The organism is Candidatus Methylomirabilota bacterium, from assembly GCA_035315345.1.
Taxonomy (GTDB): domain Bacteria; phylum Methylomirabilota; class Methylomirabilia; order Rokubacteriales; family CSP1-6; genus CAMLFJ01.
The window spans coordinates 1-14681 of sequence record DATFYA010000085.1 but is presented as its reverse complement, the minus strand read 5'-3'; the positions used below and the strand labels follow the sequence as shown (position 1 = coordinate 14681).

Genomic DNA, 14681 nt, shown 5'->3' with positions numbered 1-14681 from the left:
GGGGTCAGGATCCGTGGCGGCCGGTGAGGAAGGCGCCGGCACCGAGGGTGGCGAGCAGCACGCAGAAGCCGGCGATCGAGAAGTAGGCGGCGCGCCGCCCGCGCCAGTGCCCCAACCCGCGGCCGACCAGGATCACCGCGTAGACCATCCACATGAAGAGCGAGAACAGGGCGAGCGGATCGAAGGCGATCACGCTGCCCCACGCGCGGCGCGCCGAGAGCACGCCCAGCAGGAGGCCCACCGTGAGGAACGGGAAGCCCGCGGTCAGGGTGGCCACCGTGAGTCGATCGAGCGTCTCGAGCGCGGGCAGTCGGCGATAGACGGTGCCGGCCCGCTTGGCCTTGAGCTGCCGCTCCTGGAGCAGGTACATGATCGCGCCGCCGAAGTTGAGCACCAGCGCGGCCAGGCCGATCAGGATCAGCGCCACGTGGACCGCGATCCACCCGCTCCGAACCGGCGCGTCGAACGCGATCGCGCGAAGCCCGGACGGCAGGCCGAGCCCCAGCACCAGGACCACCGGCAGCACGAAGGCGGACAGCGCGCGGACGCGCCCGCGCCGCTCCGCCCAGAGATCGAAGAGCACCACTGCCCAGATCACGAGCGAGATCACCTCGGGGATGGTCATGAACGGCAGCCGCCGCAGCTCGACGCCGCGGAGGATCACCGCCACCGTGTGGCACACCCAGCCCGCCTGGATCAGTAGCAGGGCGATCCACCCGAGCTGATCGCGCCGGCCCAGCAGCGAGCCGATGGAGGCCGCCGCGGCCAGGATGTAGGCGGTGAGCGCGACGTCGAACAGCACCTCGTTCACCGAGGTGCTCCGTCTTCGCGGGGCAGCAGGCGCCCGCGCGACGGCCTCGCCCCGTCGACGAGGAGCGCCTCCTTGACTTCGTGGAGCCGGCCGGCCTTGACGTGAAAGTAGGTCCGCATGTCGCTGGCTGCGCGGCCTCAGTATAAAGGAAGGGGCTTCGGGCGCGGCTCTCTGTCCACGGGGCCGTAGAGCACGCGCACGAGCACGAGGCCGTGCGCGGGCGCGGTGCGACCCGCGCGGGTGCGGTCGCGCCCGTGCAGCAGCTCCGCGATCCAGCCGGGACCCTGCGCGCCCCGGCCGATCTCGACCAGGCTGCCGACGATGTTGCGCACCATGTGGTGAAGGAAGCTGTCGCCGGCGACGCACACCGCGAGCAGCCGACGCCGCGTCACCACGCGCACCGACCGGATCGTGCAGACCGGCGTCCGATCGCGGCCCGCCGCCGCGCAGAAGGCGGAGAAGTCGTGCTTGCCCCGGAGGGCGCGCGCCGCGGCCGCCATCGCCCCCGCGTCCAGCGGGAACGGGACGTGCCACGCGTAGCGTCGCCGGAACGGGTCGGCCGGCGCGCTGCGGTCGATGAGATAGGCGTAGCGCTTGCCCCGCGCCCAGCGCCGCGCATCGAAGCCCGCGGGCGCCTCGGCCGCCTCGACCACGCGCACCGCCGGCGGCAGCAGGGCGTTGAGCGCCCGCTGCAGGGCCGCCGGCGCCATCGGAGACGACGTGGCAAGGCTGGCCACCTGCCGGAGGGCGTGCACCCCGGCGTCGGTGCGGCTCGCGCCGGTCACCCGAACCGGCTCGCCCAGCACCCGCGCGGCCGCGCCCATGACGAGCCCCTGGACCGTGTCGCGCCCCGGCTGGATCTGCCAGCCGTGGAGGTCCGTGCCCTCGTAGGCGAGCGTGAGCCGGACGGCGCGCCCGGGCTCGCCCATCGGGCGATCAGCGGATCAGCAGCTCGGCGATCTGGATGCCGTTGAGCGCGGCGCCCTTCCGGAGCTGATCGCCGACCACCCAGAAGTTCAGCGCATTGGGCATGGACAGGTCCTCGCGGATCCGTCCGACGTAGCAGTCGTCTTGCCCCTCGACGAGGACCGGCATCGGGTACCGGTTGTCGGCGGGCTCGTCCCACAGCTTGAGCCCGGGGAAGCCGGCGAGCACCTCGCGGGCGCGCTCCCGACCGAGCCGCGCCTCGGTCTCGGCGTTGACCGCGACCGAGTGCGCGGTGAACACGGGCACCCGCACCGTGGTGGGGGAGATCGGCAGGTCCGGCAGCTCGAGGATCTTCCGCACCTCGTTCACCAGCTTGATCTCCTCGCCGGTGTAGCCGTTGTCCGCGAACTTGTCGATGTGCGGGATGACGTTGAACGCGATCTGGTGCTGGAAGTATCGCGGCGTGATCCCCTCGCCGCGGGCCCAGGCCAGGGTCTGGCTCCGCAGCTCCTCGACCCCGTTCACACCCGCGCCGGAGACCGCCTGATAGCTGGTGGCCACCACCCGGCGCAGGCGGCCGGCGTCGTGCAGCGGCTTCAGCGGCATCACGGTGACGATGGTCGTGCAGTTCGGGCACGCGAGGATGCCGCGATGGCCCCGGACCGCGTGGGGGTTGATCTCGGGCACCACCAGGGGAACCTGGGGATCCATGCGGAACGCGTTCGACTTGTCGATCACGATCGCCCCCGCCCGCACCGCGTGCGGGGCCAGCTCCTTCGACTGCTGGGACCCGGCGGAGAAGAGCGCCAGCTCCACGCCCTTGAACGAGTCCGGGCCCGCCGCCTCGACGCGAATCGACTCGCCCTTGAAGGTGACCGTCTTGCCGACCGACCGGGCCGAGGCGAAGGCGCGCAGCTCGCGCACCGGGAACTTGCGCTCCTCGAGGAGCTTCACCGTGGTCTGCCCGACCGCGCCGGTCACACCCACCACCCCTACCACCAGCCCTGAAGCCATCTCTCAGTGTCCCCCGAATAGCTGATCGATCAGTATGACTTCTCGACCTGTCGTGCCATGAGGTCGCCCATCTCTGCCGTGCCCACCAGCTTGGTGCCCGCGGAGTGGATGTCACGCGTCCGGTGGCCCTGCTCCAGCACGGCCAGCACCGCGGCGTCCACCCGGTCCGCGTCGGCTCCGCGCTCGAGCGAATAGCGCAACAGCATGGAGGCCGACAGGATGGCCGCGATCGGGTTGGCCACCCCTTGCCCGGCGATGTCCGGCGCAGTGCCGTGGACGGGCTCGTAGAGGCCCATGCGCCCCCCCTTGCCGCCGAGGCTGGCCGAAGGCAGCATGCCCATGGAGCCGGCCAGGATGGCCGCCTCGTCGGACAGGATGTCACCGAACGTGTTCTCGGTGACGATGGTGTCGAAGTGGGTGGGCTTGTGGACGAGCGCCATCGCGCAGTTGTCGACGAGCACGTGCTCGAGCGCCACCTGGGGATAGTCCTTCGCCACCCGCGTCACCACCTCCCGCCAGAGCTGCGAGACCACCAGCACGTTGGCCTTGTCCACCGAGGCCAGGCGCTTCTTGCGCTTCATGGCCACGTCGAAGGCGGCGCGGGCCACCCGCTCGATCTCCCGGGTGGTGTAGGCCATGGTGTTCACCGCCCGGGCCCCGCCGTCCGCGAAGTCCTCGCGGCCGCGCGGCTCGCCGAAGTAGAGGCCGCCGGTGAGCTCGCGAATCACCATGAGGTCGGTGCCCTCGACCACCGAGCGCTTGAGCGGCGAGGCATCCACCAGCATCGGGAAGCACGTGGCCGGGCGCAGGTTGGCGAAGAGGTCCAGCTCCTTGCGAATGCCGAGCAGCCCGCGCTCCGGGCGGTGCTCCTGCGGCAGGCCGTCCCACTTGGGGCCGCCCACCGCGCCGAACAGGATCGCCTGCGCGCTCTGGCAGAGGCTCAGCGTGGCCGGCGGCAACGGGTGGCCGGTGGCGTCGATCGCCGAGCCGCCGATCAACGCGGTCTCGAACTCGAAGCCGATGCCGGTGGCCTTCGCGACGACCTGCAGGACCTTCTGGGCCTCGGGGGTGACCTCTTGCCCGATCCCGTCGCCGGGCAGCACCGCGATCTTGTACGTCGCCATGACGTCTCCTCAGGCTCTCCGCTCGCGCTCGTGCCCCTCGCCCGTCTCGCGGTCGGCGGCGAGGCCCAGCACCTCGCGGCGCCGGGCCCACAGGGGCCGCGTGGGGCCGCTCAGCACGTACGTGGAGAAGAGCAGGAACAGGAACCACTGCGGATGCGTGGCCACGATCAGGACGCCCAGCACCACCAGCACCAGGACGCTCGCGGGCCGCCGCCGGGCGAAGTCGATCTCCTTGAAGGAGTAGTACCGGAACGTGGTCACCATCAGGATCGAGACCGCGTAGGTGCCAACCGCGATGGCCGCCCCGAGCCAGCGCGGGATCTCGTCGTCGCCCAGCAGCAGCACCACCGAGGCCACCATGCCGGCGGCGGCCGGGATCGGCAGCCCGACGAAGTAGCGGCGGTCGGTCACGCCGGAGTGCACGTTGAAGCGGGCCAGACGCAGAGCGCCGCAGATCGCGAACAGGAACGCGGCGAGCCACGCGGCGCGGCCGAGCGGGGCCAGCGCGAAGACGTACAGCATGAACGCGGGCGCGACGCCGAACGACACCACGTCGGCGAGCGAGTCGAACTCCACGCCGAACTGGCTGGTGGTGTTGGTGAGGCGCGCCACCTTGCCGTCCAGCGTGTCCAGCACCATCGCCACGAACAGCGAGATCGCCGCCTCGACGAAGCGCGACTGGGAGGCCAGGACGAGGGCGAGGAACCCGCAGAACAGGTTGCCGGTGGTCAGCAGGCTCGGCAGCAGGAAGATACCGCGCCGGGGCTGCGCGCGCAGCTCGTGCCACTTCCGTCGCCGCGGACCGCGGCCGGAGGGGTCGCTACCATGTCGGCGTCTCATCCGAGCACTCCCATCACGGACTCTCCTCCCCGCACCCGATCTCCGACCGCGACCTTCACGGTCGTGCCGCGCGGCACGATCAGATCGGTGCGCGAGCCGAACCGGATCAAGCCGAACCGTTCGCCGGCTCTCAGCGGATCACCGGGCTGCACCCGGCACACGATCCGGCGCGCCACCACCCCCGCGATCTGCTTCACCGCGACCCGCGTCTCTCCCTCGAGGCTGACGGTGCACCGCTCGTTCTCCTCGGATGCTTCCGGCCGGTACGCGGCCACGAAGCGGCCGGGCGCGTACTCCACGTTCTTCACCAGGCCCGCGATCGGCGAGCGGTTGACGTGCACGTCGAGCGGCGACAGGAAGATCGAGACGCGCACCGCCTGACCGACCCACGGATCCGTGGCCTCGACCACCGCCATCACCCGGCCATCGGCGGGGGCCAGCACGGCTCCCGGCACCTCGGGCGGAGTGCGATCGGGATCGCGGAAGAATCCCAGACAGGCCAGGGCGGCCACCCCGAAGACCGCGGCGGCCGCCCACCAGCCCATCCAACCCATGATACACGCCGCCATCGCGAGCGGCAGGATGAAGGGCCAGCCCTCGGAGGCTACCGGGATCCGCAACCGCGACTCCGCGCCGAGCGGAATCACTCCCGCGGCGGCTTGATCCAGGCCATCATCTTGCGGAGGCGGCCGCCCACTTCCTCGATGGGATGATCCGCGTCGCGCTTGCGCATGGCGAGGAAACCGGCGCGATGGGCCTGGTTCTCGAGCACCCACTCGCGGGCGAACTGGCCGGACTGGATCTCGGCGAGGATCTTCTTCATCTCGGCCTTCGCGCGGTCGTCGATGATGCGCGGGCCACGGGTGTAGTCGCCGTACTCCGCGGTGTCCGACACCGAATAGCGCATGTAGGCGAGCCCGCCCTGGTAGAAGAGGTCCACGATCAGCTTCATCTCGTGCATGCACTCGAAGTAGGCGACCTCGGGCTGATAGCCGGCCTCGACGAGGGTCTCGTAGGCCGCCTTGATCAGGTGCGAGACGCCGCCACACAGCGTCGTCTGCTCGCCGAACAGGTCGGTCTCGGTCTCCTCCTTGAACGTGGTCTCGATGACCCCGGCGCGGGTGCAGCCGACGCCCTTGCCGTAGGCCAGCGCCAGATCACGCGCCTTGCCGGACACGTCCTGGTTCACCGCCACCAGCCCCGGCACCCCCGGGCCCTGGGTGAACAGATCGCGCATCACGTGGCCGGGCGCCTTGGGGGCGATCATCGACACGTCCACGTCCGCCGGCGGCACCACCTGGTTGAAGTGGATGTTGAAGCCGTGGGCGAACATCAGCATCTTGCCCTTGGTGAGCACGCCCTTGATCGACTCCTCGAACACCTGCCGCTGGGTCTGATCCGGCAGCAGGATCATCACGATGTCCCCGGCGGCCGCCGCGTCGTTGACGGTGGTCACCCGGAGGCCGTCCTTCTCGGCGCGCGTCCAGCTCTTCGAGCCCTTGTAGAGCCCGACCACCACGTTCTGGCCGGAGTCCTTGAGGTTGAGCGCGTGGGCGTGGCCCTGGCTGCCATAGCCGATGATCGCGACGGTCTTGCCGCGCAGCAGACCGAGGTCTGCGTCCTGGTCGTAGAAGATCTTGGCCGGCATGGTCCTCTTGCCTTTCTTGGCTGCGTTGAGATCAGTGACGGAGAATCAGTCCGCGAATCCGACCACTCGGGGATCGTCGCTGGCCGGCCGCGATTCGCGCGACTTGCCCAGCCGCTCCTCGATCTTGCGCAGGCGGGTCTTGGGGCCGCGGGCGATGGCGACCTTCCCGGTCCGGACGATCTCCTGGATACCGAAAGGCCGCAGCAGCTCGATGATGCCCTCGATCTTCGACTCCTCGCCGGTGACCTCCAGCGTGTACGTCGTGGGGGTCACGTCCACCACCTTGGCCCGGAAGATGTCGCCCAGGCGGAGGATCTCCGCCCGGTTGGCCGGCTCCGCGTTGACCTTCAGCAGGAGCATCTCGCGCTCGACGTGATTCTCCTCGCTCAGATCGGTGACCTTGATGACGTCGATCAGCTTGTGCAGCTGCTTGATGACCTGCTCGATGATGAAGGCGTCGCCGCGCACCACGAGGGTCATGCGGGAGACCGAGGGATCCAGCGTCTCCCCCACCGACAAGCTCTCGATGTTGTACCCGCGCGCCGAGAACAGCCCCGCCACGCGCGAGAGCACCCCGAACTTGTTCTCGACCAGAACCGCAATCGTATGCTTTTCGATGTTCCCTGCTTCGGCCACTTCAACCCGTCCTTTCCGGCCAGATCACGCCCGATCTGCATTCGCGCCGGGCTGCCCGCTGGGGGCGGACGTCCGGACCCGCCCCTCTTTCTTATGCGGGGGCCCCGACATGGCCCCCGCACTCCCCCAGGCGGCGGACGCTCGTCGGAGTCGTCGAGGCCTCCTCCGACTCAAAATCCGGTTTGGGACTTGGCGGCTTTCTCCTTCACTTCGCGAGTGGGGAGGGCGAGGATCATGTCCTTGTTGGCGCCGCCGGCAGGCACCATGGGGAACACGCACTCGTCCTTGTCCACGCACACGTCCATCACCACCGGGGCCGGCGTGCTCAGCATCTTCTCCAGCGCGGGCACCACCTCGCTCGGCTTGGTCACCCGGATACCCACGCACCCGTAGGCCTCCGCGAGCTTCACCCAGTCCGGAATGCCGGGCAGGTCGATGGCGAAGAAGCGCTCCTTGTAGATGATGCGCTGCCACTGGCGCACCATGCCGTGCCCGCTGTTGTTGATGATGACGGTCTTGACCGGCAGGTTCTCGGTGAAGCAGGTGGCCAGCTCCTGGCTGTTCATGGAGAACGAGCCGTCGCCGTCGATGTTCACCACCAGCTTGCCGGGATGCGCGGCCTGCACGCCCATCGCGGTGGGCAGCCCGTAGCCCATGGTGCCGAGCCCGCCCGAGGTGCACCAGCGCCGCGGGTGCTTGAAGCGGTAGTACTGGGCGGCCCACATCTGGTGCTGGCCGACCCCGGTGACCACGTGCGCCTCGCCGTTGGTGAGGTTCGACAGCTCCTGGATCACGTACTGGGGCTTGATGACGTCGTCGTCCCAGTCGTAGCGCAGGGGAAAGTCGCGCTTCCACTCCGCGATCTGGGTCGCCCACTGCCGCCGGCCCTCCGCCACCGCGGCGGGCACGCCGTCCTTCATCTCCTCGCGCACCGCCTCCACCAGCCGGCGCAGGACCCGCTTGCAGTCGCCCACGATCGGGATGTCGACCTTGATGTTCTTGGAGATCGACGAGGGATCGATGTCGATGTGGATGATCTCCGCGTTCGGCGAGAACGCGTCGACCTTCCCGGTCACCCGGTCGTCGAAGCGCGCGGCCACCGCGACCAGGCAATCCGCGTGGTGCACCGCCATGTTCGCGTAATAGGTCCCGTGCATGCCCAGCATGTCGAGCGACAGCGGGTCCGCCATCGGGAACGCTCCCAGCCCCATCAGGGTCTGGGTCACCGGGATCTGGGTCAGGTCGGCCAGCTCGCGCAGCTCGGGCGCGGCGTCCGAGGAGATGGCCCCGCCGCCCACGTAGAGCACCGGGCGCTTCGCCCGCACCATCGAGCGGGCCGCCTTCTTGATCTGCCCGGGATGGCCCTCGTAGGTCGGGTTGTAGGAGCGCAGGTGCACGCGCTCCGGGTACTCGAAGGTCCACTCCTTGACCAGGATGTCCTTGGGCAGATCCACGTGGACCGGACCCGGCCGGCCGGTGGAGGCCAGATAGAAGGCCTCCTTGATGATCGGCGCCAGATCCTTGCCGTCCTTCACCAGGAAGTTGTGCTTGGTGGCCGAGCGGGTGATGCCGACGTTGTCGGCCTCCTGGAAGGCGTCGTTGCCGATGAGATGCGTCGGCACCTGGCCGGTGAAGGCCACGATCGGAATCGAGTCCATCAGCGCGTCCTGCAGGGCGGTCACGAGGTTCGTCGCGGCCGGTCCGGAGGTGACCAGACAGACTCCCACCTTGCCCGACGTCCGCGCGTAGCCTTCCGCGGCGTGCCCGGCCGCGGCTTCCTGGCGTACCAGGACGTGGCGCAGTCCTTCGAAGTCGTACAGGGCGTCGTAGATCGGCAGGACCGCGCCGCCCGGCAGACCGAAGATGAGATCCACGCCCTCTCGCTTGATGCACTCGAGCACGATCTGAGCGCCTGAAAGCTTCACCGCTTCTGTCTCCTTTGGGTGCTGCAAGCGTGACTTCTTCTCATATCCGCTCGGCTCGCCTGCGGCTGCGCCTCGCCGAACTCGGACGGCTCGCCTTCGGCGGCCCCTCGCCCGGCCACTTGATCTCGGCCTGGGCCGCCGCGAGCCACGCCACCGGCACCATGTAGGGCGAGCACGAGACGTAGGTCATCCCGACGCGGTGGCAGAACTCCACCGACGAGGGCTCCCCGCCGTGCTCGCCGCAAATGCCGACCTTCAGGCCCGGCACCGCTTTCCGGCCTCGCTCGATGCCGATGCGAACCAGCTCGCCGACGCCCTCCTGGTCCAGGACCGCGAAGGGGTCGCTCGGCAGCAGCTTCTTCTCGAGGTAGTACGGCAGGAACTTGCCGATGTCGTCCCGGCTGTACCCGAACGTCATCTGGGTCAGGTCGTTGGTGCCGAACGAGAAGAACTCGGCGTACTCCGCGATGCGGTCGGCGATCAGGGCCGCCCGCGGCACCTCGATCATGGTGCCGACCGAGTAGGGCACGCGCTTGCCGGTCTCCGCGATGACCTGCTGCGCCACTCGATCGGTCATCTCGCGAGTCAGCTTCATCTCGGCCACGGTGCCGGTGAGCGGAATCATGATCTCGGGCTCCACCCGGTGGCCGGCCCCGACCACCTCGCAGGCCGCCTCCATGATCGCCCGTACCTGCATGTCGTAGATCTCGGGGAACGTGATGCCGAGCCGGCATCCGCGATGGCCGAGCATCGGGTTCGCCTCGAGCAGCGCTTCCAGGCGCGCCTTCACGGCCCCGAGCTCGGCGTGCCGCTCGGGATTGAAGCCGCGCGCGTCCAGTCGCGTGTACTCTTCGAGCACTTCTTTGTACTTGGGCAGGAACTCGTGCAACGGGGGATCCAGCAGCCGGATCGTCACCGGATGCGGAGCCATCGCCCGGAGGATGCCGATGAAGTCCTCGCGCTGGAAGGGTAGGAGCTTGTCCACCGCCTTCTTCCGCGACTGGACGTCGCCGGCCATGATCATCTCGCGCACGATCGGAATGCGCTCGTCGCCGAAGAACATGTGCTCGGTGCGCACGAGGCCGATGCCGACCGCGCCGAACTCACGCGCCTTGGCCGCGTCGGCCGGGGTATCGGCGTTCGCGCGCACGCTGGTCGTCGCCCGCTCGTGCGCCCAGCCGAGCAGCTCCCGGAACTCGTCGGAGAGCTTGGGATCGACCAGGGGCTGCGCCCCCACGATCACCTCGCCGGTGGCCCCGTTGAGGGTGACGACCTGCCCCTCCCGGACGACCGCGCGCCCGGCCCGGAAGAGGTGGTTCTCCTCGTCCACCACCACGTCGCCGGCGCCGACCACACAGCACTTGCCCCAGCCCCGCGCCACCACCGCCGCGTGCGAGGTGAGACCGCCGCGAGAAGTGAGGACGCCCTGGGCGGCGTGCATGCCGGCCACGTCCTCGGGCGAGGTCTCCGAGCGCACCAGGATGACCGCTTCTTCGCGCAGCGCCATCTCCACCGCCGTCTCGGGGTCGAAGACGACCTTGCCGACGGCGGCCGCGGGCGTGGCGGGCAGCCCGCTCGCGATGGCGGTGTACCGGGCCTGGGGATCCACCGTCTTCACGAGCAGCTGGTGCAGCGAGGCCGGCTCCACCCGCAGGAGCGCGGTGTCGCGATCGATGCGCTTCTCCCGGAACATCTCCACCGCGATGCGCACCGCGGCGGCGGCGGTGCGCTTGCCCGAGCGCGTCTGCAGGATGTAGAGCCGACCCTCCTGCACCGTGAACTCGATGTCCTGCATGTTGCGGTAGTGGGCCTCGAGCCGGTCCTTGATCGCGGTGAGCTTGCGATACACCGCGGGCATGCGCGTCTTGAGCGCGTCGAGCGGCTCAGGGGTGCGGATGCCGGCCACCACGTCCTCGCCCTGGGCGTTGACCAGGAACTCGCCGAAGAACCGGCGCTCCCCGCTCGACGGATCGCGCGAGAAGCACACCCCGGTGCCGGAGGTCGGCCCGAGATTGCCGAAGACCATGGCCATCACCGTCACCGCGGTGCCCCAGTCGTCCGCCAGCCGGTGGATGCGCCGGTAGTCGACCGCCTTCTTGGCCCACCACGAATCGAACACCGCGTTGATGGCCAGACGCAGCTGCTCCAGGGGATCCTGTGGGAAGGCGCGCCCGGTCTTGTGCTGGACGACGCTCTTGAACTCGGCGACGAGGCTCTTCAGCGCGTCGGGTGGCAGATCGGCGTCGGTCTTCGCCCCCGCGCGCTGCTTGGCCGCGTCGAGCAGCGTGTCGAAGGCGCGACGGTCGATGGACAGGACCACGTCGCCGAACAGCGTGATGAAGCGCCGGTAGCAGTCCCAGGCGAAGCGCTCGTTCCGGGTGCGCTGGGCCAGCCCGAGCACGGTCTGGTCGTTGAGGCCGAGGTTGAGGACCGTATCCATCATCCCGGGCATCGAGACGCGCGCCCCGGATCGGACCGAGACCAGCAGCGGACGCGTGGGGTCGCCGAGGCGGTTGCCGGCCGCCGTCTGCAGGCGGGACAGGTGGACCATGACCTGATCCCACAGCCCGGCAGGATGTTTCTTGCCGGCCGCGTTGTAGTCCGCCCACGCCTCGGTGCTGATGGTGAAGCCGGGTGGCACCGGCACGCCCATGTTCGTCATCTCGGCCAGCTCGCAGCCCTTGCCGCCCAGCAGGTCGCGCATGGCGCTCGAGCCCTCGGCCCGGCCGTTGGCGAACGCGTAGACGTACTTCGGGGTGCGAGCGGGCGGGCGGGATGCGCGGCCTGTGCTCTTTCGACTGCTCGTCCGCGGCATCCAAGGACCCCCTGGGCGACACTGCCTGTCGCAGAGAAAAAGGACACAGGCCCGTTCAAGGGCCTGCGTCAATACGTGATGGTAGGGCGCTCAGGCGAGGATGTCAACGATTTAATCGTGCTGCAACGGGCACTTACGAACGGCCACCGCACGGGATTTCTCAGCGCTGCGTCAGGATCGCGCCTTCCGTCTCCGCCCCGCCCCGGCGTCGCGGTCGTCGCTCTTGGCCCCGGTCACCAGCGTCTCGACCGCGATCAGATGATCCAGCATCGCCCGGTGGGCCGCCACCTCGTCCCGCTGCTGCACGGCGGCCAGGATGCGCCGATGGTCTTCGTGCGACCGCGTCGGGCGGCCCGGCGTGTGCAGTGACTCCTCCCGGCTCTGGGTGAGCAGATCCATCAGCGCGTTGACGATCCGGGTGATGGCGCGGTTGTGGGCGCTGTTGGCGATGGCCGCGTGGAGCGCGGTGTCCTGCAGCATGCCGGTCCGGCCGCCCGCCACCTCCTTGGCCTGATCCTCGAGGATCCGCTCCATCTCGGAGATCTCCTCGCGGGTCGCCCGGCGGGCGGCGAGGGCCGCGATAGCGGGCTCGAGCAGGCGTCGGGCCTCGAACAGCTCCCCCACCGCCTCGCGGTGGGGCAGGATGACCAGCGCGAGGGGCTCGATCAGCGTCTCGACCGAGACGTCGCGCACGAACGCGCCCTCGCCGGCCCGGATCTCGATGAGCCCCCGGCTCTGCAGGGCGCGCAGGGCCTCGCGCACGGAGGTCCGGCTCACCATGAACTTCTCGGCCAGATCGCGCTCGGGGGGCAGCCGATCGCCCGACTTGAGACGTCCTTCGCCGATGAGCTGCTTGACCTGCCGGACGATCTCCTCGTAGATCCGGGTGGACTTGACCGGCTCCAGGTCCATGCGCGCCTGGGCCGGCCCGCCGACCGCGCCGCCGCGAACGGGGTCGCTCACCGCCCTACGCCCCCTCTCGCGCGGCCGGACGGCCCGACGTGCTGCGGGCCAGCCACCAGCCCAGCAGGCTCAGGCCGATCGCCAGCGCCACCGAGAGCGGATCGTCGATGAGGTCGGCGTGGTCGCCGAGCCACCTCCGGACGAGCGGGTCGTCGGTGATCATCTCTCCCGCCACGTAGCCCAGCACCCCGCCCCCGATCCAGATGATCCAGGGCTGATGCGTCATGAGCCGCGCGAGGAAGCCGCTGCCCCAGACCACGATCGGCAGCGACAGCGCGATGCCGAAGGCCACCAGCAGCAGGTCGCCGTGGGCCGCGGCCGCCACCGCCAGCACGTTGTCGAGGCTCATGGTCACGTCGGCCACCACGATGATCCAGATCGCCTGGCGGAGCGAAGTGCCGTGGCGCACCTGGCCCTCCTCGCGTCCGCCCGGCTTCACCAGCTTCACCGCGATCCAGAGCAGCAAGAGTCCGCCGGCGACGCGGAGCAGCGGGATCGTCAGCAGCACGCTCACGATCGCGATGAAGGTCAGCCGCAGCGCCACCGCCGCCGCGGTGCCCCACATCCGCCCCAGCCACTGCTCGCGGGCCGGCAGCGAGCGCACCGCGAGCGCGATGACCAGCGCGTTGTCGCCCGCGAGGGAGAGGTCGATCAGCACGATGCTCAGCAGCCGTGCCCAGAACTCCGGGTCGATCAGGAACGCCATGCCGGGTGCGATCTCCGTGGACGAGATTCTACGACGCGCGCCGCGCCAGCCCCCGGCCGATGCCGGTCAAGGCCGCCGCGAGCGTCATCGGCACAGCATACTCCAGCGACGCGGCCCATGCCCCGAGCCAGCCGATCACCAGCGGGTCCTCCAGGATCATGTCGCCGGCCACGTAGCCCAGCAGGCCGCCGCCCAGCCAGATGATCCACGGACGACGATTCATCAAGCCGGCCAGGAGCCCGCTGCCCCACACCACGATCGGCACCGACATCCCGATGCCCAGCCCCACCAGGAGCATGTCGCCGTGGGCCGCCGCGGCCACCGCCAGGACGTTGTCGAGGCTCATGGTGATGTCGGCGACCACGATGATCCAGATCGACTCCCAGAACGAGGCTCCGTGCCGGGTACCGCCCGCGGTCTCGTCCACCGGACGGACCAGCTTGAACGCGATCCAGATCAGGAGCAGGCCGCCGCAAAGCCGCAGGAGCGGCACCCGCAGCAGCACGCTGACGACGCCCACGAAAGCCAGCCGCAGCGCCACCGCGCCGACCGTCCCGCCGAGCTGGCCGAGAAGGCGCTGACGGCCGGGCAGCGCGCGGACCGCGAGCGCGATCACCACCGCGTTGTCGCCCGACAGCAGCATGTTCAAGAAGCTGATCTCGGCGAGACGGGCCCAGAACCCGGGCGCGTCCAGGATCAGCAGCACGTCACCGACCGCACGCCACCCTCATCCATCGTGGGAGTGGACCGCCGCGATCTCCGGCTTCCGCGCGCGGCGGAGATAGCGCTGGAGCAGCGGCAGGGCGAAGAAGAGGACCGCGACGGCGCTGATCGCCCCCGAGATCGGCCGCTCGAACAGAATGAGCAGCGACCCCTGGGACATGATGAGGCTCTGCCGCAGGGCGTTCTCCGCGAGGTCGCCGAGGACGAGGGCCAGCACGAGGGGGGCCAGGGGATAGTCGAGCTTCTTGAACACGTAGCCGATCACGCCGAACAGCAGCATATACCAGATGTCGATCATGCTGTCGTGCACCGCATAGGATCCCACCGCGCAGACCGCCACGATCAGCGGGGTGAGGATCGGGAACGGGATGCGCAGGATCGCCGCGAAGAACGGCACGAACGCCAGGACCATCGCGACGCCGATGACATTGCCGGTGTACATGCTGGCGATCAGGCCCCACACGAAGTCGGGCTTCTCCCGAAACAACATCGGTCCCGGCTGCAGGCCCCAGATGATGAGGCCCCCCAGCATGACCGCCGCGGTGGGGC

13 protein-coding genes and 1 pseudogene are annotated in these 14681 nt (G+C 69.6%); all 14 read right to left on the bottom strand.

What is annotated here, in order from left to right; all coding sequences use genetic code 11:
- Positions 1 to 4: 4 nt before the first annotated feature.
- Positions 5 to 811 (bottom strand): cytochrome c biogenesis protein CcsA, encoded by an 807-nt coding sequence (gene ccsA, locus VKN16_10615; GenBank protein HME94656.1) that lies wholly within the window; start codon positions 809 to 811, stop codon positions 5 to 7.
- 137 nt (positions 812 to 948) lie between these two features.
- Entirely contained in the window at positions 949 to 1740 is a 792-nt protein-coding gene (gene truA, locus VKN16_10610; protein HME94655.1) for a tRNA pseudouridine(38-40) synthase TruA, read from the bottom strand.
- 7 nt (positions 1741 to 1747) lie between these two features.
- Positions 1748 to 2752, bottom strand: coding sequence for an aspartate-semialdehyde dehydrogenase (locus VKN16_10605; protein ID HME94654.1), 1005 nt, complete (start codon positions 2750 to 2752; stop codon positions 1748 to 1750).
- A gap of 29 nt (positions 2753 to 2781) precedes the next feature.
- The gene (gene leuB / locus VKN16_10600) at positions 2782 to 3876 is read right to left on the bottom strand and encodes a 3-isopropylmalate dehydrogenase (protein HME94653.1); all 1095 of its coding nucleotides are present in this window, start codon (positions 3874 to 3876) and stop codon (positions 2782 to 2784) included.
- Between the two features lie 9 nt (positions 3877 to 3885).
- Complete coding sequence (gene pssA, locus VKN16_10595) at positions 3886 to 4716, bottom strand: CDP-diacylglycerol--serine O-phosphatidyltransferase (GenBank protein HME94652.1); 831 nt, start codon at positions 4714 to 4716, stop codon at positions 3886 to 3888.
- Positions 4713 to 5363 carry a phosphatidylserine decarboxylase family protein gene (locus tag VKN16_10590; protein ID HME94651.1) on the bottom strand — a complete coding sequence of 217 codons (651 nt, stop codon included), beginning with the start codon at positions 5361 to 5363 and terminating at the stop codon, positions 4713 to 4715. Before VKN16_10590 ends, pssA begins: the two co-directional genes overlap by 4 nt.
- Positions 5360 to 6364, bottom strand: a complete 1005-nt coding sequence (gene ilvC, locus VKN16_10585; GenBank protein HME94650.1) for a ketol-acid reductoisomerase — start codon at positions 6362 to 6364, stop codon at positions 5360 to 5362. The genes VKN16_10590 and ilvC overlap by 4 nt, the downstream gene beginning before the upstream one ends.
- 45 nt (positions 6365 to 6409) lie before the next feature.
- Entirely contained in the window at positions 6410 to 7000 is a 591-nt protein-coding gene (ilvN, locus tag VKN16_10580; GenBank protein ID HME94649.1) for an acetolactate synthase small subunit, read from the bottom strand.
- 170 nt (positions 7001 to 7170) lie between these two features.
- Positions 7171 to 8925: a biosynthetic-type acetolactate synthase large subunit gene (gene ilvB / locus VKN16_10575; protein ID HME94648.1), complete on the bottom strand. Its 1755-nt coding sequence runs from the start codon at positions 8923 to 8925 to the stop codon at positions 7171 to 7173.
- A gap of 40 nt (positions 8926 to 8965) precedes the next feature.
- A pseudogene (gene ppdK, locus VKN16_10570) lies at positions 8966 to 11677 on the bottom strand (pyruvate, phosphate dikinase).
- A gap of 234 nt (positions 11678 to 11911) precedes the next feature.
- The gene (locus VKN16_10565) at positions 11912 to 12703 is read right to left on the bottom strand and encodes a FadR/GntR family transcriptional regulator (GenBank protein HME94647.1); all 792 of its coding nucleotides are present in this window, start codon (positions 12701 to 12703) and stop codon (positions 11912 to 11914) included.
- 4 nt (positions 12704 to 12707) lie between these two features.
- Entirely contained in the window at positions 12708 to 13409 is a 702-nt protein-coding gene (locus tag VKN16_10560; GenBank protein HME94646.1) for a TerC family protein, read from the bottom strand.
- 28 nt (positions 13410 to 13437) lie between these two features.
- A complete protein-coding gene (locus tag VKN16_10555) occupies positions 13438 to 14115 on the bottom strand; it encodes a YjbE family putative metal transport protein (protein ID HME94645.1) in 678 nt (225 codons plus the stop codon).
- 21 nt (positions 14116 to 14136) lie between these two features.
- Positions 14137 to 14681: tripartite tricarboxylate transporter permease (locus tag VKN16_10550; GenBank protein ID HME94644.1), on the bottom strand; the 545-nt coding region annotated here is incomplete at its 5' end.